Here is an 18,916-nt window from a genome sequence, read left to right as displayed (position 1 = left end):
TCAACACAAAAGGAACCTCTTGATCAAACTGGTATATACCAACTACGCTGACAGCCAGATCGTGATTCGAGGACTTGAAATTTGCTAGACAAACAAAGCAAACAAGCCAGACAAAGCGAGCCATCGCCACGCCCTCGTTTTCTACAGATTGCCGATGACATTCGAAATCGGATCGCCAAAGGTGCGTTGAAAGAGCACGATATCCTGCCCTCAGAACGCAGCCTGTCGGAACAATACAACGTCAGCCGGATGACCGGGCGGCGGGCCCTGGAAGCATTGGAAACCGAGGGTCTGGTTTACAACGCGGACAGGCGCGGTCGTTTTGTATCGCCCAAGCGGCTTAACTATAATGTCAGTAACATGGTCAGCTTCGTGACCAACGCCCAGACAAACGACGTTGACTTGAAGATCGAAGTTGTCGAAGCCGTCGAAACCACCGCCGACAAACGGCTTGCGTCCCTTCTGGAGCAGCCTGACGGTAGTGCAGTTGTTGAATACACACGTCTCTTTCATACTGGCGGACATCCGATCTTCATCGAAACCGAATATCTGATCGCGAGCCGTTTCCCCGACTTTCTACAACATGACCTTCGGCAATCCACGACACAGATTCTTGAGAAGAGTTACGGCACCTCGGCAAACACCGGCGACATCGTGATCCGTATGCGCGGCATCTATGCCCGCGAAGCTCAACTATTAAATATCGCCGCAAGCCATGCGGTGATCGAACTGGAGCAGGTGATCCGCGACGAAACAGGGGCACCGTTTTGTTTTGGCCGCCAGGTCTGGCGTGGGGAAATGGCTGAATTTTCAGCCCATGCCATCGTGACCAGACAAAACCAAGGCCAGATTTAAGGAACAGGACCGACATGCCAGATCCCACAACATCACCCGAACGGGGATTTCCGGACAAAGAGTTCAGCGAACGCACCGCCAAGGCGCAAGCGTTGATGGCGGCGTCGGATTTGGCGGGTTTGCTTCTTATGAGCGAACAGGACTTACGATATTTCACCGGCTTTCATACACTCTTCTGGCAAAGCCCGACGCGGCCATGGTTCGTTTACGTTCCCGCCAGCGGCAAACCCATCGCTGTGATCCCCGAAATCGGCGCCGAACTGATGCGACGCAGCTGGGTCGAGGATATTCGCACGTGGAGCGCGCCAGCACCGCTGGATGACGGTATTAGCTTGCTGAAAGACCTTCTTGCCCCCATGTCGAAAGAGCGCGCGAAGATCGGGGTGATGAAAGGCCATGAGACGCATTTGCGGATGCCTTTGGGTGATTGGGAACAGTTGGTGTCCGCGCTGCCGGGTTTGGACATCGTAGATGTAACAGCGCTGGTGCAAGGTCTGCGCATGGTCAAATCCCCCGCCGAGATCGAAAAACTGGGACATATCTGCGGGATTGGGTCAGCGACTTTTGCAAAAGTGCCCGAGTTCATTCATTCTGGCATGCCCTTGGAAGACGTGTTCCGGGAATTCCGCTGTGCCGCGATCCGGGGCGGGGCCGATGATGCGCCTTATCTCGTAGGGGCCGCCGATCAAGGGGGCTATGCCGACGTGATCTCGCCACCTTCGCGGCGCCCGTTGCGGGCAGGCGACGTCTTGATGCTGGACACGGGCTGCACGTGGGATGGGTATTTCTGCGACTTTGATCGCAATTGGGCCATAAGCCACGCCAGCGAGGATGCCAGGCGGGCTTATGATGTGTTGTGGCGCGCCACGCAGGCGGGGATCGAATCCGCAAAGCCCGGCAACACATGTCGTGATTTGTTTCAGGCGATGTCGGCGGTGATTTCAGAAATGGACAGTTCGGGCGGAGATATCGGGCGGCTTGGGCACGGGCTGGGTATGCAATTGACCGAGCAACCCTCGCATGCCGCATTTGATAGAACCGTCCTTGAAGAAAACATGGTTCTGACCATCGAGCCTTCGCTGTCATACGGTGACGGGCACATGATGGTCCATGAAGAAAACATCGTCGTCAGCGCGAACGGTGCAACTCTGCTGACCGAGCGCGCGGCGCTTGAGTTGCCAATCATCACTTAACAAAAAGGGGGAAACCAACAATGGCACCAGGTCAATCAGTTGGCTTGAACATCAAAGCTTCAATAATTCTGAAGTTAAATGAAGTTATTTCTAATTGATCGAAGCTTGGTAGCTATCTAGCTTTGGAACGCATCAAAGCGCTCGAAAGCACCGAAAACAAGAAAACTGGGCGTTAAACAGACCGTAAACGGGAGGAAAAAGTATGAAGTTTCTGAAAAATGTAAAAGGCATGGCGGCGGTTGCCGTAATGTCAACTGGCTCGGCAGCCTATGCTGATTGCGGAGAAGTATCGATCACCGAGATGAACTGGCCGTCATCCCAGATTATTACCCACGTGTCCAAGTTCCTTATGGAGCAAGGCTATGGGTGCACAGTTGAGCTGGTGCCATCTGCAACCGTGACCGCCGTCGCATCTTTGTCAGAAAACCAAGAGCCTGACATCGTGACCGAGCTCTGGCTGAACTCGACCGGCGAAGCCTATGCGAAGCTGAAGGAAGAAGGCAAAGTCAAAGAGCTTACCCCCGTGTTCGATCCCGGTGGCGTAGAAGGTTGGTGGATCCCATCATACTTGGCAGAAGCTCATCCTGAGCTAAAGACTGTCCAAGACATCATGGCAAATCCTGACCTTGTCGGTGGTCGCTTCAACAACTGCCCGGTTGGTTGGGGGTGTCGTATTGTGAACGACAACATCATTACCGCCCTGGGGCTGCGTGATAAGATGGAAATCTTTGATCACGGGTCGGGCGAAACGCTGGCAACCTCGATTGCGGCTGCCTATGACGATAAACAACCGTGGTTCGGCTATTACTGGGCGCCCACCGCTGTTCTTGGCAAATACCCAATGACCCAGATTGAAATCGGTCCGATCGACGAAGCTGTCCACAAAGCGAACGCACAAGCGGACAATGACGCACCTGGCGTATCCGATTTCCCGCCAGCACCGGTCTTGACTGTTGCGACGTCGGCTTTGGCTGAACGTGAACCCGACATCGACGCGCTGATGTCAAACGTCAGCTTCGACATTAACGTGTTGAACAGCGTTCTGGCGTGGGCCGACGAAAATGGTGCTTCGACAGAAGAGGCAGCTGTTTACTTCATCACCAACAACTCGGACATTTGGTCGGGTTGGATCAATGACGCTGCACGCGAAAAGCTGGCAGCGTTGATCAAGTAACACTGCGATCCCTTGGTGTCGTCGGACCGCGTGATTGGTCCGGCGACATTCAAAAGTGATCATTATTTTCCATGATACGGGCTAGCCTCGTGTCATACACGGCGGAAGGGGCAGTGTATCATGGCGACCTACGATTTTCTGTTTGACGGGCTTGGCCTGCGCGATTGGTGTAACAGCGGAGGTTCCAGCGGCGCACCTGCTTCAATGGCGGATTTGCTGGCCCAGGCGGGTGTCGAGGAAAAAGGCTCCGTTCTGGACGTCCCTTTTCCGTCGCTGGACGAATTGAACAAAGCCTGCGGTTCATTTGCGCAATCGCGCGATGTCACAAAAGGTGTTGAGAATGGATTTCTGGCAGCCAAGGATGCATTGCGCTTCATCCTTGATCCGGTCACGCAACCGCTGAGCTGGATGTTGGATTTTGCCCTTGCGACCTTCGAAGCCACGCCGTGGTGGATCATGATGCCGATCCTTGGGCTGATTGTTTATTACGCTTCCAAGTCGGTCAAATTGGTGGGCTTTGTCTTAGCCTGCTTGATGTTTCTGGCCTTCGTCGATCACTACGACCATGCGATGCAGACGCTCGCAATTATCTTTGTCTGTGCTTTCTTATGTGTGCTCATAGGAGTGCCGATTGGCATTGCGATGTCACGCAACGACCGGCTTCAGAGGATGACAATCCCGGTGCTGGATATGCTCCAGACGCTCCCTTCCTTTGTCTATCTGATTCCGCTGATCTTCTTGTTCTCTGTTACGGAGCCAAAGCTCTATGGCATCGCCATTATTCTCTACGCCATCGTGCCGGTCATCCGCCTGACTGATCTGGGCATCCGTCTGGTGGACAAAGAAGTGATCGAGGCCGCAGACAGCTTCGGCATGACGGACAGGCAAAAGCTGTTCAACGTGCAAATCCCGCTGGCGCTTCCCAACATCATGGCGGGGGTGAACCAGACAATTATGATGAGCCTTGCGATGGTTGTTATCGCCTCGCTGGTGTCTGCACCGGGGCTGGGCGTGTTGGTCCTGCGCGGTATCCGCAACCTTGAATTGGGTGTGGGGCTGGTGTCCGGTTTGGGCATTGTCTTGCTGGCGATCATCCTTGACCGCGTCACCAAAGCTGCGCTTGACCGTGTCAATGCCGCGCAAAAACATTGAGCGGGAGAGAAGAAATGACCAAGAATATCAAAGTCTCGATCCGCAACCTCTATAAGATCTTCGGCCACGACCCCCAAAGTGCGCTTCAACATGTCTATGATGGCACCACCAAGGCGGACTTGTTGAAAGAGTACGGCCATGTGTTGGGGCTGAAAGATATCAATGTGGACATGCGCGAAGGTGAGATCACCGTCATCATGGGCCTATCGGGATCTGGAAAATCCACTCTGATCCGACACCTGAACCGTTTGATTGAGCCGACAGCCGGGCAGGTCGAAGTCGACGGCGAGGACGTGCTGTCATATGACGAAGAGCAGCTGCGCAATTTGCGCCGGCAAGTCATGTCGATGGTGTTCCAGAAATTCGCTCTATTGCCGCATCGAACGGTGGCCGAGAACGCCGGCACGACATTGGCGGTGCGCGGTGTGCCCAAAAGCGAATACCTTGTTGAAGCTGACAAATGGCTCGACCGCGTGGGGTTGCACGGGTTTGGCGACCACTTTCCGCACCAGCTTTCGGGTGGCATGCAGCAGCGCGTCGGTATCGCGCGTGCGCTCACATCGAACTCTCCCATCATGCTGATGGACGAAGCCTTCTCGGCGCTTGACCCACTTATTCGCACCGATATGCAGGACCTGCTTCTGGAGCTGCAAAAAGAGCTGCACAAGACCATCGTCTTTATCACCCACGATCTGGACGAGGCATTGAAGCTTGCAGACCATCTGGTCATTTTGAAAGACGGCTATGTCGTTCAGCAAGGCGAGCCTCAGCACATTCTTCTGAACCCAAATGATCCTTACATTGAGGATTTCGTCAGCGACATCAATCGCGCGCGAGTGCTGCGCGTGCGGTCGATCATGACGCCGCTTGTGGGCGATTCCGTTCCTGCGGATGCTCATGGCGAGGTCGATATCGACGATACATTGGAAAGTATGATCGCAAAATCCGGCGGCGACACGTCACATGCGTATGTGGTGACACGTGATGGTGCCGCGGTGGGCACGCTGGAAATGACCAGCCTTGTGCGGGCATTGGTGCCTAGGGTGGCCTCGGAAGAAGGCGCACGTCAATATTGATGCAGGTAGGACCCTCAGCGCGTTCGTGTTGAGGGATTGCCGAAGGTTTCCTCAAGCCATGTCGGCGTTCAGCGGCGCTTCCGTTGCGGTTTTGTCATTATTTCTGCGGTCTCAGGCCCGTGTGTCAACCACGGACATCACACCAAATCATCGTGCGGCCGCATCATCAGCCAGATCAGTGACGCGCCAGCCAGCGCCAAGAATGGCACCATGGCGAGGTTCACGGCGCTCCAGCCTTCGACGGCGCTGCCGCCTGAGCAGTTCATCAACCCGCCCGAGGCCAGCGAGGCTATGGTGACGCAGCCAAACACGATCATGTCATTCATGCCCTGCACCCGGCCACGCTCTTCCGGGGCGTGGGCGCCCGACAGCATGGTGGTCGCGCCGATGAAACCGAAGTTCCAGCCGATGCCCAGAAGGATCAGGGCGATGAAGAAGTTCTCAAGCTCGACGCCTTGCAAGGCAACAATGCCGGCCAGACCTAGGATCGCAAGGCCAGTGGCGATCACTTTGCGGGTGCCGAACCGGGCGATCAAGTGCCCGGTGAAAAAGCTGGGGACGAACATCGCCAGCACGTGAGCGGTCACGACATTGCCCGCCATATCAGTTTCAAATCCACAGCCAACCACCGCCAGCGGGGTCGAGGTCATGACCAGGTTCATCAGCGCGTAGGACACCATCCCGCAGATGATTGCCACGGCAATAACGGGATCGCGCAAAAGCTCGCGTCTTGTGCGGCCCTTGGGGTCATCGACATGCGGTTTGGGCGGCTTGGGGATGTCCAGTCCCAAAAACAGGAACGAGCCCAGTAGGTTGATTGCAATAATGGTCAGATAAGCGCCAAGAAATGGCACAACCATCGCATCATTTGTAACGTTGAAGAGTTGCGGGCCTATGACCGCTGATGCCAACCCTCCGGCCATCACGTAAGAAATGGCCTTGGGGCGGAACTCGGCTGAAGCGGTGTCGGCCGCCGCAAAGCGAAAGAACCCTTGCGAGGATTGGTAAAGCCCCATCAGGAATGATCCCAACAAGAAAATGGTGAAATCGGCCTGCGTCAGGGCATAAGCGCTGATCGCAGCGCCGATGGTTCCACCCAGCGTGCCCAGCCAGAAGCCGACACGGCGCCCATAGGTTTGCATCACCCAGCTTACCGGATTGGCAAAAACCATCGAACCACCAACCATCAGCGAAATCGGCAGGGTCGCCCAGCACGGGTTGGAGGCGAGCGATTGGCCTGCCAGACCCGCCATCGTGAAGATCATCGGCATCTGCGCACCCAGAATGGCTTGCGCCAGCACGAGGATGGTCACATTGCGTTTGGCGCGGCTGTGGTCGGTTGTGGTCAGGGTCGCATCACTCATGCGCGTATGCGTATCTGTAGGCAGAAGATTTGACCAGACGGAAAACTCCTGACCGACGCGGCAATTGACCGCTGCCTGTTATGCGCGGTCGATAAGATGGGCGAAGCTGCCAGAAACGTGGCCGTTCACCAACCCCATGGCTTGCAGGGCGTTTCCCTCAGCATCTGTTGCGTCAAACAGCGGGGTACCACTGGCATGCAGTGTAGTTGCGTAATGAAACTCATGCGCGGTCCATGCGCCGGGGAAGGGGCCTTGTGTGGTGTGCAGGGACCGGTAACCCAGATGCAGCTTGCGGCTGGCGAAGCTGGTTTCCAGATCCAGCAATCCCAACATCTCGTGGCGCTGGCCGTCCTTGTCAGTGATCGCCTGCCCAAGGGTCATATAGCCCCCGCATTCACCATAGATCAGACAGGTCGCGGCGCGCATTCCGGCTTTGAAGGACTGCGCAGCGGCGAGTGTCTCTGCGTGCAGCTCGGGATAGCCGCCCGGCAGGAAGATGAAATCGGCCCGACTGTTTGGTGCCTGATCTGCCAAGGGTGAGAAGGGCAAGATGTCCGCCCCCTGCGCCGTCCAATCGGCCAGCATATGCGGATAGGCGAAGGCAAAGGCGCGGTCCGACGCAATGGCGATCCGTTTGCCGGGCGCGCTGAGGCGCGGCGCTGCCGTGTCGGTGGACGTGATTGGTTGTGCCAGAGCGACCAGCGCTTCAAGGTCAATCGCGGCGTCAACCGCGTCGGCCACGTGGTCAAGATAGGCCTGCAAATCCGGGTGTTCGCCTGCCTGCACCAAACCCAGATGCCGGGAAGGATGCTCCATCCCCGACTGGCGGTGCACGGCCCCCAGAACGGGGATACGGCCGCTTGCCAAAGCGGCTCGCAGCATGGTTTCGTGGCGCGGGCTGCCGACGTTATTCAGGATCACACCAGCCACGCGCACATCGGGGTCATGTCCGGCAAAACCTGCGACCAAAGGGGCGACAGAATGAGCCAGCCGCGCGCAGTCGATGACCATCACGACCGGCATGTTCAGCAGGCGGGCAAGATCTGCCGTCGCGCCGCGGCCAGCCGGTGGCGCCCCGTCGAACAATCCCATCGCCCCTTCGATCAACAGAAGCTCTGCGCCATAACTTGCAAGGCCCCCGATCCGCGCGGGGTCCATCGCCCAAGCGTCCAGATTGGGACACTCCCGCCCACAGGCGGCAGCGTGAAATCGTGGATCAATATAATCGGGGCCGGACTTCGCACCGCTGACATCAACACCCCTGCGGGACAGTGCGCGCAGCAGACCCAATGTCAGCGTGGTTTTGCCGCTGCCCGACGAAGGCGCAGACAGGATAAGGCCTTTCCGCGCCAAGATTGACATCAACGATCCTCGGCAGGGCGACCCCGGCCAAGCGGATCGGTGTCGCGCGGCTGCATTCCGGCGGCCAGCGCCTGCCAGTCCAACGCCTGACGCATCAAGACAGCACGTCCGACACAAATAATGGCCGGGGCTTCAATGCCGTTGCGGTCGGCATCCTCGACACAGGTGCCAAGAGTGGTTTCCAACACCCTTTGGTTCGGTGTTGTCGCGTTTGAGGTGACAGCGACGGGCTCATCCTTAGGGCGACCTGCGTCCATCAGGGCGGATCGAATGCGATCCAGATGCTTCATGCCCATATAAATCACGATCACTTGCGAGCCGCGCGCGATCGCAGCCCAATCCAGCGAGCCGGGGGTGTCACCTGACTGATCGTGTCCGGTCACAAAGGTCACCGATTGATTGACGTCGCGGTGGGTTACCGGGATGCCCGCATAAGCCAGGCCGCCGATTCCGGCCGAAATGCCGGGAATGATGCGGATCGGCACGCCGTGTTGCACTAGTGCCTGGCCCTCTTCACCGCCGCGCCCGAAAACAAACGGGTCACCGCCTTTCAGGCGCAGGACTTTCTTGCCGGCGCGGGCCAGATCGACAAGTTGCAACGAGATGTCGCGCTGCTTGGCGGACGGTTTGCCGCCGCGCTTGCCAGCATATATCACTTCGGTCTCAGGCCGCGCCCAGGACAGGATTTCCGGTGCGACCAGCGCGTCATGCACGATCACGTCGGCTTGTGACAGCGCGTTGACCGCGTGGATGGTCAACAGGCCCGGATCACCGGGGCCAGCACCAACCAGCCAAACCCAGCCCGGCAGCATTTGTGGCCAGTTTGAGCCCGGCAGCTTTGGGGCGGTATATGTCTGCGAGTCGTTCATGCGCCTCTTATGCACCGGGGCGCGGGCGACGAAAAGCGCCGATGCGACCTCAATCGGTGGATTGGCGGCGCGTTCGGCGCGGCCTATAGTCGGCGCGATGAACAGTGATTTGCCCCCCAAACTGCGTCGTGGCTGGACCACAGGCGCCTGTGCGACCGCCGCCGTGAAAGCCGCGCTGGACGGGCTGTGGGGCGCGGGCGTACCAAAGGATGTGACCATCACCTTGCCAAAGGGTGAAACGCCGACTTTTTTGGTGGCCGATTCCGCGACAGGTCAAAGCTGGGCAGAGGCCGCGATCGTAAAGGACGCGGGCGATGATCCGGATGTGACCCACGGCGCTTTGATCCGGGCGCGGGTGTCGGTTGGCCTGCCCGGACAGGGCATCCGCTTTCTGGCCGGAGATGGGGTGGGGATTGTCACCAAGCCCGGCCTGCCGATCCCGCCGGGGGAACCAGCGATCAACCCCGTGCCGCGCCAGATGATGAAATGGGTTGTTCACGAAGCGGCGGATGCGTTCGGAAAAAACACCAATTTGGATGTCACCATTTCAGTTAGGAATGGTGCGGAACTGGCTGAAAAGACATGGAATCCCCGCCTTGGTATCAAAGGCGGGCTTTCGATCCTTGGCACCACCGGGATCGTACGACCGTTTTCCTGCGCCGCGTGGATCGCCTCGATCCATCGTGGCATTGACGTGGCCCGCGCCGAGGGACTGACCCATGTGGCGGGCTGTACTGGGGCCACGTCTGAACGTGCGGTGCAGGCGCTTTATGGCCTACCGGATGGTGCAATGCTTGATATGGGGGATTTTGTTGGGGGATTGTTGAAGTATCTGGCTCGCCATCCGGTAGAGCACGCAACCATTGGCGGTGGGATTGGGAAACTGACCAAACTGGCCCAAGGTGCGCGTGATCTACACTCTGGTCGCAGTCAGGTGAACTTTGAAACACTCGCCGATTGGTTAGAGGATCCCGACGTGAAATCTATGAATACAGCCCTGCAAGCATATGAAAAACATGGGAATGCCATGGCCAAACTTGTCGCGGACAAAGCCCGGGACGAGGCCGCAAAAATGTTGCGGGACGCCGATGTTTCCTTAGATGTCGTCATGATCGACCGAAAAGGCGCGGTGATCGCGCGGGCGTCGTGAAAACACTTTTATTGGCGGGCACGCAAGAAGCGCGGGCGCTGGCAGACCTGCTGGCGGCCGATGGCATGGACGCTCTTGCGTCTTTGGCGGGTGTCACGGATGCGCCAAGATCGTATCCGATCCAGACCCGTCGGGGTGGCTTTGGCGGCGAAGATGCGCAAGAACTCTTTATGCGCGATGGCAGATATGATGCTGTGATTGACGCAACGCACCCATTTGCAACGCAAATATCCAACCGAAGCCTGACCATTGCACAAAGGTTGAATGTGCCATATCTCCGCCTGCTGCGACCAGCGTGGCAATCGCAGGATGGTGATCGCTGGCACAATGTTGCAACCGAGAAAGCGGTTGCAAACCTGGTTCCCAAAGGCGCGCGGGTGTTTCTGGCCACGGGCGCGCAATCCATCGACAGATGGGCCGATTTTGCGAAAGGCAGAACGCTGTTTTGCCGGCGCGTGGATCGCACGGACGAACCTTTCCCTTATGAGGGAAGCTGGATCATTGGTCAGCCGCCCTTTGTACTGGCTTACGAAATGAGACTTCTGAAAACCTATGCAGTAGAATGGGTTGTGGCAAAGAATTCAGGTGGCCCGACTCGCGCAAAGCTTGACGCAGCCCGCGCGCTGGGGCTGCCTGTTGCCTTGCTGGACCGGCCTGCGCGGTTGGATTGTGAGCACGTGGAAACCGCACAGGAGGCGCTGTCGTGGCTCACCACGCAGAACGCCTGATCCGCGGGCCGGACTGCTTGCATGAAGGTGCGGCGTGGCTTTGCGTAAGGGAACCGAAGTTTCAGACAGTATTGGATCAAATCGACGACATCCCGCTTAGGCTGCGCGCGGATGGGTTCGGGGCATTGATGTTTGCCATCGTTGGCCAGCAGGTGTCGACCGCGTCGGCTGCCGCGATTTGGGCGCGGGTTGAAGCCGCCGGGATGGGGGTGCCGGAAAACGTTGCACAAGCTAGTCACGAGGATCTGGCGGCCTTGGGGCTGTCACGACCCAAGATTCGCTATGCCCATGCATTGGCCGCAGCAGGGCTGGATTACCACGCGCTGCGCACAGCGCCGTCAGATGACGTGATTGCGACCCTGACCGCTGTGCCGGGCATTGGCCTCTGGACGGCTGAAATCTATGCGCTGTTTGCGCTGGCCCGTGCTGACATCTTTCCAGCAGGCGATCTGGCCCTGCAAGAAGCCGCAAAGCTGTTGTTTGACCTGCCAGAGCGGCCCACGGACAAAACTATGCGAACCATCGCGGCGCAGTGGTCGCCGTGGCGGGGCGTTGCAGCCCGGTTGCTCTGGGCCTATTACCGTGTGCAAAAGCAACGCGAAGGGATCCGTTAATGAACCGAATACTGGATGTGAAACGCCGCGAGGCCGCCTCGGGCGAGACCAAATCGGTCGTCGTGTTTTTGCACGGCTATGGCGCGGATGGCGCGGATCTGCTGGGTCTGTCTGATCCCCTGTCCGAACACCTTCCCGACACCACATTCATCGCGCCGGATGCGCCCGAGAAATGTGCGGGCAACCCGTTTGGCTTCCAGTGGTTTCCAATCCCATGGCTTGACGGTTCGTCCGAAGAAGACAGCATGAACGGTGCGAACCAGTCTGCGCAAGACATTGATGCATTTCTGGATCAAGTACTTGAGGATGAGGGGATAACCCACGAACAACTCATCGTTTTTGGGTTTTCGCAAGGCACGATGATGGCGCTGCGGGTTCTGCCGCGCCGGGACGAACCGATCGCGGGCCTGGTCGCGTTCTCCGGGCGGATGCTGGAACCCGACCAATACGCCGATCATGTAAAGTCAAAGCCGCCAGTGCTTTTGGTCCATGGCGATCAGGACGACATGGTGCCACCCGGCCATTTCTCGGAAAGCGGTGAAATCCTGCAGGCCGCAGGGTTCGAAACCTACGGCTTCATCATGAAGGGCACCGGTCACGGCATCGGAATGGACGGGTTGTCTGTTGCGCTGAGCTTTATTCAGGACAAGCTGGGGATCATGCCGTCTGACCAACCAAAGTAATCCCCCCCGTCACCATCGCTGTCACATCCCTGGAATGGGGGCGTGTTAGCCGCTGTGGCGCCCCAGATCATGGGGCTTGTCAGGTCGGCTCACCTATATATAGTCGACCCAAGAGCATGGGGCGGGTGTCCCGCCCGATGCGCCGACAGGTGGCTTTTACGGGTGAGGTTTGACGCGTGATGGACGGAGATTTCAGGACAGATTTTGTGCGCGAAGGGGGCGGTGTGAAGAACCACGCGGCTCTTGTGCTCAATGCTGATTACAGGCCGTTGTCTTACTACCCTCTGTCACTGTGGCCGTGGCAGGAGGCGGTGAAAGCGGCCGTGCTGGACCGGGTTAACATTTTGGCCGAGTATGACGAGGTGGTGCGCAGCCCGTCTCTCCAACTCAGGATCCCGTCTGTTGTGGTCCTGAAAGACTATGTGAAACCGCAAAACCGAGTCGCGTTCACCCGCTTTAACCTTTTTCTGAGGGATGAGTTTTGCTGCCAGTATTGTGGCGCGAAAGGCGATCTGACCTTTGACCACGTGGTGCCGCGGGCTGCAGGTGGGGTGACCAGTTGGGAAAACGTGGTGGCCGCGTGCCAAAGGTGCAATCTGCAAAAGGGCTCGAAACCATTGCGGCATTCGGGGCTGAACTTGCGCAGACCGCCACGCCAACCGGCCGCGTCAGAGCTGCGCAATGTCGGCCGAAAATTCCCGCCGGGGCATTTGCACGACAGCTGGATGGACTTCCTGTACTGGGATGCAGAATTGGACGCGTGACCTGCGGCCAATCAGGCGATAGCGTGACCCTTATGAAAAGGGAGCTTCGCCATGTCTGACCCGTTCTTTACACCTATTTCTGGCTTTGATTTGCCACGCTTTGCCGGCGTGGCAACCTTCATGCGCCTGCCGCATGTGGATTTCGATCATCCCCGCTTTTCCGAGGTCGAAATCGGCCTGATTGGCGCGCCGTGGGACGGCGGCACCACCAATCGACCCGGGCCACGCCATGGACCGCGCCAGTTGCGCGACATGTCCACCATGATCCGCGCCCAGAATGGTGCCACAGGGATCAGGCCGTTTGAGGCTGCAAACTGCGCTGATCTTGGCGACGTGGCGCCAAACCCTGCTGATCTGATGGACAGTTTGCAGCGGATGGAGCGGTTTTATGAACGGGTGAAAGCCGCAGGCATTCGCCCTTTGACCGGGGGTGGAGATCACCTGTGCACGCTGCCGATTCTGCGCGCTTTGGCGAAAGACGGGCCTTTGGGAATGGTGCATTTTGACAGTCACACGGACCTTTACCATTCCTATTTTGACGGTACGATGTTTACCCACGGCACCCCGTTCCGCCGCGCGGTAGAGGAGGGGCTTCTTGATCCCTTGCGCGTGGTGATGATCGGCATTCGGGGCACGGCTTACGACAACGAGGACCGGGATTTTGCCGAAAGCGTTGGCATCCGCGTCATCCCGATCGAAGAATTTCACCAGCGCGGCGTTGCAGATGTGATGTCCGAGGCGCGTGAGATTGCCGGAACCGGCGACACTTATGTCAGTTATGACATCGACTTTGTGGACCCTGCTTTTGCACCGGGCACCGGTACGCCAGAAATCGGTGGTCCAAACTCGTTTGAGGCGGTCGAGGTCGTGCGCGCGCTGAAGGGGTTGAATATTGTTGGCGCTGATCTGGTCGAAGTCTCGCCGCCGTTTGATGTGTCGGGCGGGACCGCCTATCTTGGTGCGTCGATTATGTTCGAGCTTCTGTGCGTGATGACGGGCTAGTTCCTGCACGGCCCCACTTTTGCTTGTGGTCAGGCCGATGAATGCTAGACTTTGACTGCGTCTGGGGTTAGAAGCCGTGACAATACCCGTTAGCGCTAACAGCAACTGGAGTAACTCATGGTTTCGCGCGTCATTCCTGTCGACCCTTTTGATCTGGTGATTTTTGGGGGCACTGGTGATCTTGCCCGCCGGAAGATCTTGCCTGGCCTGTATCGACGCCATCTGGACGGTCAGATGCCTGACAATGCGCGGATTATCGGGGCGGCCCGCGGCGACATGGACACAGACGGTTATCGCGTTTTTGTCGAATCCGCCGTGCGTGAGTTTGTATCGAAAAAGAAATGCGATCCGAAGGTGGTGAAAGCCTTTCTTGAGCGCCTGCAGTTTGTTCAGTTGGATGCGATGGGCGAACAGGGGTGGTCAGACCTGAAAGCCGTTGTGCGTCAGGATCTTGTGCAAGCCTTTTATTTCTCTGTCGGACCAAGCCTGTTTGGCCCCATTGCAGAGCGTTTGCACACTCACGGGATTGCAGGCCCTTCGGCGCGGATCGTTGTCGAAAAGCCATTTGGCCATGATCAGGCGACGGCACGTGTATTGAACGACGCCTTGGCCAAGCATTTCGCCGAGAATCAGATCTACCGGATCGATCACTATCTGGGCAAAGAGACTGTGCAGAACCTTATGGCGCTCAGGTTCGGGAACATGCTGTTCGAACCACTTTGGAACGCGCAATATGTTGATCATATCCAGATCACGGTGGCTGAAACCGTCGGTGTCGAAGGGCGAGGCAGTTACTATGACAAGTCGGGCGCGATGCGCGACATGGTGCAGAACCACCTGATGCAGCTCTTGTGTCTGACCGCGATGGAACCACCGTCGAAATTCGAACCGAATGCGGTTCGCGACGAAAAGCTAAAGATCATTCGCGCATTGGACCCCGTGGCCTCGGAGGACATCGTGCGCGGGCAGTATCGCGGCAATGACGATGTCGCGTCTTATCTTGAAGACGCGGAAACGAACGCCAGCAACACGGAAAGCTTTGTGGCGATGAAGCTTCACATCTCGAACTGGCGCTGGAACGGCACGCCGTTTTATTTGCGCACAGGCAAGCGGATGCGCGGGCGTATGTCCGAGATTGTCGTGCGCTTCAAAGAGCCGCCACATTCCATCTTCGACGAAGACACGGGCCAGTCTGCCAACGAATTGTCGATCCGCCTGCAACCGAATGAAGGCATGGACCTGAAGGTTACAATCAAAGAGCCGGGCCTTGGCGGTATGCGCCTGATTGATGTGCCTTTGGACATGACATTTGCCGATGCGCTGGGGGAGGAAGCTGCTGATGCCCCCGACGCTTATGAACGGTTGATCATGGATGTGATCCGGGGCAACCAGACGCTGTTCATGCGCGGCGACGAGGTGGAAGCGGCCTGGGCCTGGACCGATCCGATCATTGAAGGCTGGGAAAATCGAGGCGACAAGCCCAAGCGGTACGACCCGTTCTCGACGGGACCGGAAGAGGCGCTTATGCTGCTGCACAAAGACGGTCGACGCTGGAGGGAGATCCGCGGATGAAACTGGTCGAATATGCCGATCGAGATATGATGATGTTGGATCTGGCCGACAAGATTGCGTCGGAGCTGTCTGCGATGCTGGATCATGAAGAGCGGGCGTCTTTGGCCGTGCCGGGTGGCACCTCGCCGGGGCCGGTTTTTGATGCGCTGTCCGCCGTTGATCTGGACTGGGCACGTATTGACGTGATGCTGACGGATGAACGGTGGGTGCCTGAGGATAACCCGCGATCGAACACCGCCCTCCTTAAAAAGCGGTTGCTGGTCGACAAAGCCGGGGCTGCGCGACTGATCCCGCTTTATGGTGGCACAGATGCGCCAGAGGATAGTCTAGAGGTGCTTTCGCGAGCGGTGCAGGCCGCGACGCCGCTGTCTGTTGTGTTGTTGGGCATGGGCGAAGACATGCACACAGCAAGCCTTTTTCCGGGGGCTGATCGCTTGGCTGATGGCTTGTCCGCGCATGCACCTGCCTTGCTGCCCATGCGGGCGCCGGGGGCGGATGAGCCGCGCATCACATTGACAGCGCCGGTCTTAAACGGGGCCATGTCGAAACATTTGTTGATTATGGGGGAGCGGAAACGCGCAGCGCTTGCTGCTGCGATCGACGCAGACGACGCGTTTGATGCGCCTGTCAAAGCCGTGTTGTCAGATATGACCGTGCATTGGGCGGCGTAAACCGGCCCTGCTTCATTTGAGGACGACAATGGATTTTAGTGATTTGAAAGCCTATCGCGCGGCAAATGAGGCGCGTCGCATTGCAGATCTTTTTTCAGATGAAAACCGCGCCGAAGCGTTCTCGACCGAAGCGTTGGGTCTGATGTTGGACTGGTCAAAAACCGCATTGGATGACGAGGGCGTCGACCATTTGATGACCCTCGCCGACAAGGCGCAGGTCGCCGACCGCCGCAAGGATATGTTTTCGGGCAAGAAAATCAATCTTACCGAGGATCGCGCTGTTTTGCATGTTGCGCTCAGAGCCGGGGGCGACACCCGGATCGAGGTTGATGGCGCAGACGTGATCCCTGACGTCCACGAGACGTTGGCGCGGATGCGTAATTTCGCGTCGCGGTTGCGCTCGGGTCAGATCCGCGCGCCGGGGGGCGGCCGGTTCCGAGACGTGGTGAATATCGGTATTGGCGGGTCAGACCTTGGGCCAGCGATGGCGACGCTTGCGCTGTCGCCCTATCATGACGGGCCACGGGTGCATTTTGTTTCAAACGTTGATGGTGCGCAGATCGCGGATGTTCTCGAGGGGCTGAACCCGGCCGAAACACTGGTGATCGTCGCCTCGAAAACCTTCACAACCATTGAGACCATGACCAACGCCGCCACCGCCCGCGACTGGTTGGCGCGCGAGGTTGGGCAAGGGGCTGTTGGGCACCACTTCGCTGCTTTGTCCTCTAATACAGAGAACACCGCCAAATGGGGCATCGCTGGCGAACGGGTGTTCGGCTTTGAAGACTGGGTTGGTGGCCGCTATTCAATGTGGGGACCCATCGGGTTGTCGTTGATGATCGCCATTGGCCCGGATCGGTTTGATCAGATGTTGGCCGGTGCCCGCGCCATGGACGACCATTTCTGCCAAGCCAAGGGCCGCGATAACATGCCGCTGATGCTGGCCCTTGTCGGGATCTGGCATCGCCAAATTTGCGGCTATCCGACCCGTGCAGTATTGCCGTATGAACAACGGCTTGCACGTTTGCCCGCCTATCTTCAGCAGTTGGAGATGGAAAGTAACGGCAAGCGTGTTGCGTTGGACGGGACGCCGCTTGGGGACGTCTCGGGACCTGTGGTCTGGGGTGAGCCCGGCACCAATGGCCAGCACGCGTTCTATCAGCTGATCCATCAGGGCACGGACATCATACCTTGCGAATTCATGGTGGGGGCAGCAGGTCACGAGCCGAAACTGGATCATCAGCATCAGCTTTTGATCGCCAATTGTCTGGCCCAGTCGCAAGCGCTGATGCAAGGCCGGTCGCTTGATGTGGCGCGCCAGATGATGGCCGCCAAAGATTTTGAAGGGGATGAATTGGAGCGGCAAGCCGCTCACCGCGTGTTCCCTGGAAACCGCCCTTCGACCACATTGGTTTATCCCAAACTGACGCCTGAGGTGCTGGGCCAGATCATCGCGCTTTATGAACATCGGGTGTTTGTTGAAGGCGTGATCCTTGGCATCAACTCGTTTGATCAGTGGGGCGTCGAGCTTGGCAAAGAACTGGCCGTGGCATTAGAGCCGGTTGTGTCTGGAAAGACAGATGCCTCTGCGCTTGACGGCTCGACCCGTGCCTTGGTGGCGCATCTACACGCGATGAAGAAAAACCGGACACTGACCTAAGTAACGCGGGCATTGTGCGGCGCGGGCGCTGGGTCAATCACAAATTGCTGGCTCAGGCCGCTGAGGTCTTTCTTCGCCCCATCGAAAGGTGTTCGATCGAGGCATAGACCTGATCGCGGACGGTTGGCGGTTCCATAAGGACCTCATGTTCGCACCCTTCCGCGATCTGAAGTTGGCCATCCGGCCAGCGCGCCATCATCGCATGGATCGGCGCCGTTTCCACGATCCGTTCGTTGGTCCCCAGCCACGTGATGCAGGGCACTTTGGGGATGTCCAAGCCCGCCAGTTCATGCATCTCGGCCAATGCGGCGAACAGCCAGCCGACCGTCGGCCCGCCCAGTGTCAGTTCGGGATGCGCCTTTGCCTGATCCTGCATCATCGCCCACATCTCGGGGTCGGTGGTCAGCATATTGTCTGCAAACCCTTCGGCCAGAACATAGGTCTGACGGACTGTGCCGGGGGACAGGGTCATTTTCCATGGGGATTGGTGCAACGCCCATGAAAGGCCCCATGCAATGGGGCGAATGGCCCGCGACATCACGATCCCCCACATGGGCGCCGAGAAACACGCGCCAACGACATCCAGCCCATTGTGCAAGCCACGCAGGCCGATACAGCCGCCCATCGAGTGGGCCAACATCGTGTAGGGCCGGGGCAGGTCAAGCGCGCCGGCTAAAGCCATCATTTCCGCCAGATCAAGCTGGTATTCGTCGAAATGGTCAATATGGCCCAGCACGCGGTCTTCATCCGGGCGGTCGGCCAGCCCCTGACCCCGCCAGTCGATCGCCAGCGTGTCAAAGCCGCGCTCGGCCAATTCAGCCGCTGTTAGGCCGTATTTTTCGATATATTCGGTGCGGCCGGGAAGCAACAAGACGGTGCCGCGATTGGGCGACGTCTCGTGCCGCGGCCAATGGGCCAAACGCACCCGCACACCATCTGACGCCACGCGCCAAAACGCCCGCCCACCGGGCGGACCTTTTGCAATATGGTGAAACAGGGGTGCGTCTGACATGTTTTTGCTCGCGGA

At 58.1% G+C, this 18,916-nt stretch carries 18 protein-coding genes; 14 read left to right on the top strand and 4 right to left on the bottom strand.

Annotated elements, in window-relative coordinates; genetic code table 11:
• Positions 1–81 precede the first annotated feature (81 nt).
• The 5 genes from K3556_RS09170 to K3556_RS09150 all read left to right on the top strand — a co-directional run bounded on the left by K3556_RS09170 (position 82) and on the right by K3556_RS09150 (position 5,450).
• Positions 82–855, top strand: a complete 774-nt coding sequence (locus K3556_RS09170; protein ID WP_260516498.1) for a GntR family transcriptional regulator — start codon at positions 82–84, stop codon at positions 853–855.
• Between the two features lie 14 nt (positions 856–869).
• Entirely contained in the window at positions 870–2,048 is a 1,179-nt protein-coding gene (locus tag K3556_RS09165) for a M24 family metallopeptidase (RefSeq protein WP_260516497.1), read from the top strand.
• 202 nt (positions 2,049–2,250) lie between these two features.
• A complete protein-coding gene (locus K3556_RS09160; RefSeq protein WP_260516496.1) occupies positions 2,251–3,222 on the top strand; it encodes an ABC transporter substrate-binding protein in 972 nt (323 codons plus the stop codon).
• Between the two features lie 120 nt (positions 3,223–3,342).
• Positions 3,343–4,374 (top strand): ABC transporter permease, encoded by a 1,032-nt coding sequence (locus tag K3556_RS09155; protein WP_260516495.1) that lies wholly within the window; start codon positions 3,343–3,345, stop codon positions 4,372–4,374.
• 14 nt (positions 4,375–4,388) lie between these two features.
• Positions 4,389–5,450 carry a glycine betaine/L-proline ABC transporter ATP-binding protein gene (locus tag K3556_RS09150; protein WP_260516494.1) on the top strand — a complete coding sequence of 354 codons (1,062 nt, stop codon included), beginning with the start codon at positions 4,389–4,391 and terminating at the stop codon, positions 5,448–5,450.
• A gap of 137 nt (positions 5,451–5,587) precedes the next feature.
• Here K3556_RS09150 and K3556_RS09145 read toward each other — a convergent pair whose 3' ends face one another.
• The 3 genes from K3556_RS09145 to cobA all read right to left on the bottom strand — a co-directional run bounded on the left by K3556_RS09145 (position 5,588) and on the right by cobA (position 9,045).
• Positions 5,588–6,814: an MFS transporter gene (locus tag K3556_RS09145; RefSeq protein WP_260516493.1), complete on the bottom strand. Its 1,227-nt coding sequence runs from the start codon at positions 6,812–6,814 to the stop codon at positions 5,588–5,590.
• A gap of 78 nt (positions 6,815–6,892) precedes the next feature.
• Positions 6,893–8,176 (bottom strand): cobyrinate a,c-diamide synthase, encoded by a 1,284-nt coding sequence (locus K3556_RS09140; RefSeq protein WP_260516492.1) that lies wholly within the window; start codon positions 8,174–8,176, stop codon positions 6,893–6,895.
• On the bottom strand, positions 8,176–9,045 hold the full coding sequence (gene cobA, locus K3556_RS09135) for a uroporphyrinogen-III C-methyltransferase (RefSeq protein WP_260516491.1): 870 nt from the start codon (positions 9,043–9,045) through the stop codon (positions 8,176–8,178). The genes K3556_RS09140 and cobA overlap by 1 nt, the downstream gene beginning before the upstream one ends.
• Before the next feature lie 97 nt (positions 9,046–9,142).
• Here cobA and K3556_RS09130 point away from each other — a divergent pair, with 97 nt between their 5' ends.
• From K3556_RS09130 to pgi, 9 genes are all read left to right on the top strand, one after another.
• Positions 9,143–10,195, top strand: coding sequence for a cobalt-precorrin-5B (C(1))-methyltransferase (locus K3556_RS09130; protein WP_260519211.1), 1,053 nt, complete (start codon positions 9,143–9,145; stop codon positions 10,193–10,195).
• A complete protein-coding gene (locus K3556_RS09125; protein WP_260516490.1) occupies positions 10,192–10,923 on the top strand; it encodes a cobalt-precorrin-6A reductase in 732 nt (243 codons plus the stop codon). The genes K3556_RS09130 and K3556_RS09125 overlap by 4 nt, the downstream gene beginning before the upstream one ends.
• Positions 10,899–11,537 carry a DNA-3-methyladenine glycosylase family protein gene (locus tag K3556_RS09120; protein ID WP_260516489.1) on the top strand — a complete coding sequence of 213 codons (639 nt, stop codon included), beginning with the start codon at positions 10,899–10,901 and terminating at the stop codon, positions 11,535–11,537. Before K3556_RS09125 ends, K3556_RS09120 begins: the two co-directional genes overlap by 25 nt.
• A complete protein-coding gene (locus tag K3556_RS09115; RefSeq protein WP_260516488.1) occupies positions 11,537–12,220 on the top strand; it encodes an alpha/beta hydrolase in 684 nt (227 codons plus the stop codon). The genes K3556_RS09120 and K3556_RS09115 overlap by 1 nt, the downstream gene beginning before the upstream one ends.
• Positions 12,221–12,399: 179 nt before the next feature.
• Positions 12,400–12,984, top strand: a complete 585-nt coding sequence (locus K3556_RS09110; RefSeq protein ID WP_260516487.1) for an HNH endonuclease — start codon at positions 12,400–12,402, stop codon at positions 12,982–12,984.
• Positions 12,985–13,035: 51 nt separating this feature from the next.
• On the top strand, positions 13,036–13,986 hold the full coding sequence (gene speB, locus K3556_RS09105) for an agmatinase (RefSeq protein ID WP_260516486.1): 951 nt from the start codon (positions 13,036–13,038) through the stop codon (positions 13,984–13,986).
• 117 nt (positions 13,987–14,103) lie between these two features.
• Positions 14,104–15,558, top strand: a complete 1,455-nt coding sequence (gene zwf, locus K3556_RS09100; RefSeq protein WP_260516485.1) for a glucose-6-phosphate dehydrogenase — start codon at positions 14,104–14,106, stop codon at positions 15,556–15,558.
• Positions 15,555–16,229 carry a 6-phosphogluconolactonase gene (gene pgl / locus K3556_RS09095; protein WP_260516484.1) on the top strand — a complete coding sequence of 225 codons (675 nt, stop codon included), beginning with the start codon at positions 15,555–15,557 and terminating at the stop codon, positions 16,227–16,229. The genes zwf and pgl overlap by 4 nt, the downstream gene beginning before the upstream one ends.
• A gap of 28 nt (positions 16,230–16,257) precedes the next feature.
• Positions 16,258–17,889: a glucose-6-phosphate isomerase gene (gene pgi / locus K3556_RS09090; protein WP_260516483.1), complete on the top strand. Its 1,632-nt coding sequence runs from the start codon at positions 16,258–16,260 to the stop codon at positions 17,887–17,889.
• 52 nt (positions 17,890–17,941) lie between these two features.
• Here the strand turns inward: pgi and K3556_RS09085 are convergent, their stop codons facing one another.
• Positions 17,942–18,901 carry an alpha/beta fold hydrolase gene (locus tag K3556_RS09085; protein WP_260516482.1) on the bottom strand — a complete coding sequence of 320 codons (960 nt, stop codon included), beginning with the start codon at positions 18,899–18,901 and terminating at the stop codon, positions 17,942–17,944.
• Positions 18,902–18,916 lie beyond the last annotated feature (15 nt).

Source organism: Aliiroseovarius sp. M344, from assembly GCF_025140835.1.
GTDB lineage: Bacteria > Pseudomonadota > Alphaproteobacteria > Rhodobacterales > Rhodobacteraceae > Aliiroseovarius.
This window is presented reverse-complemented; position numbering and strand designations above follow the sequence as displayed.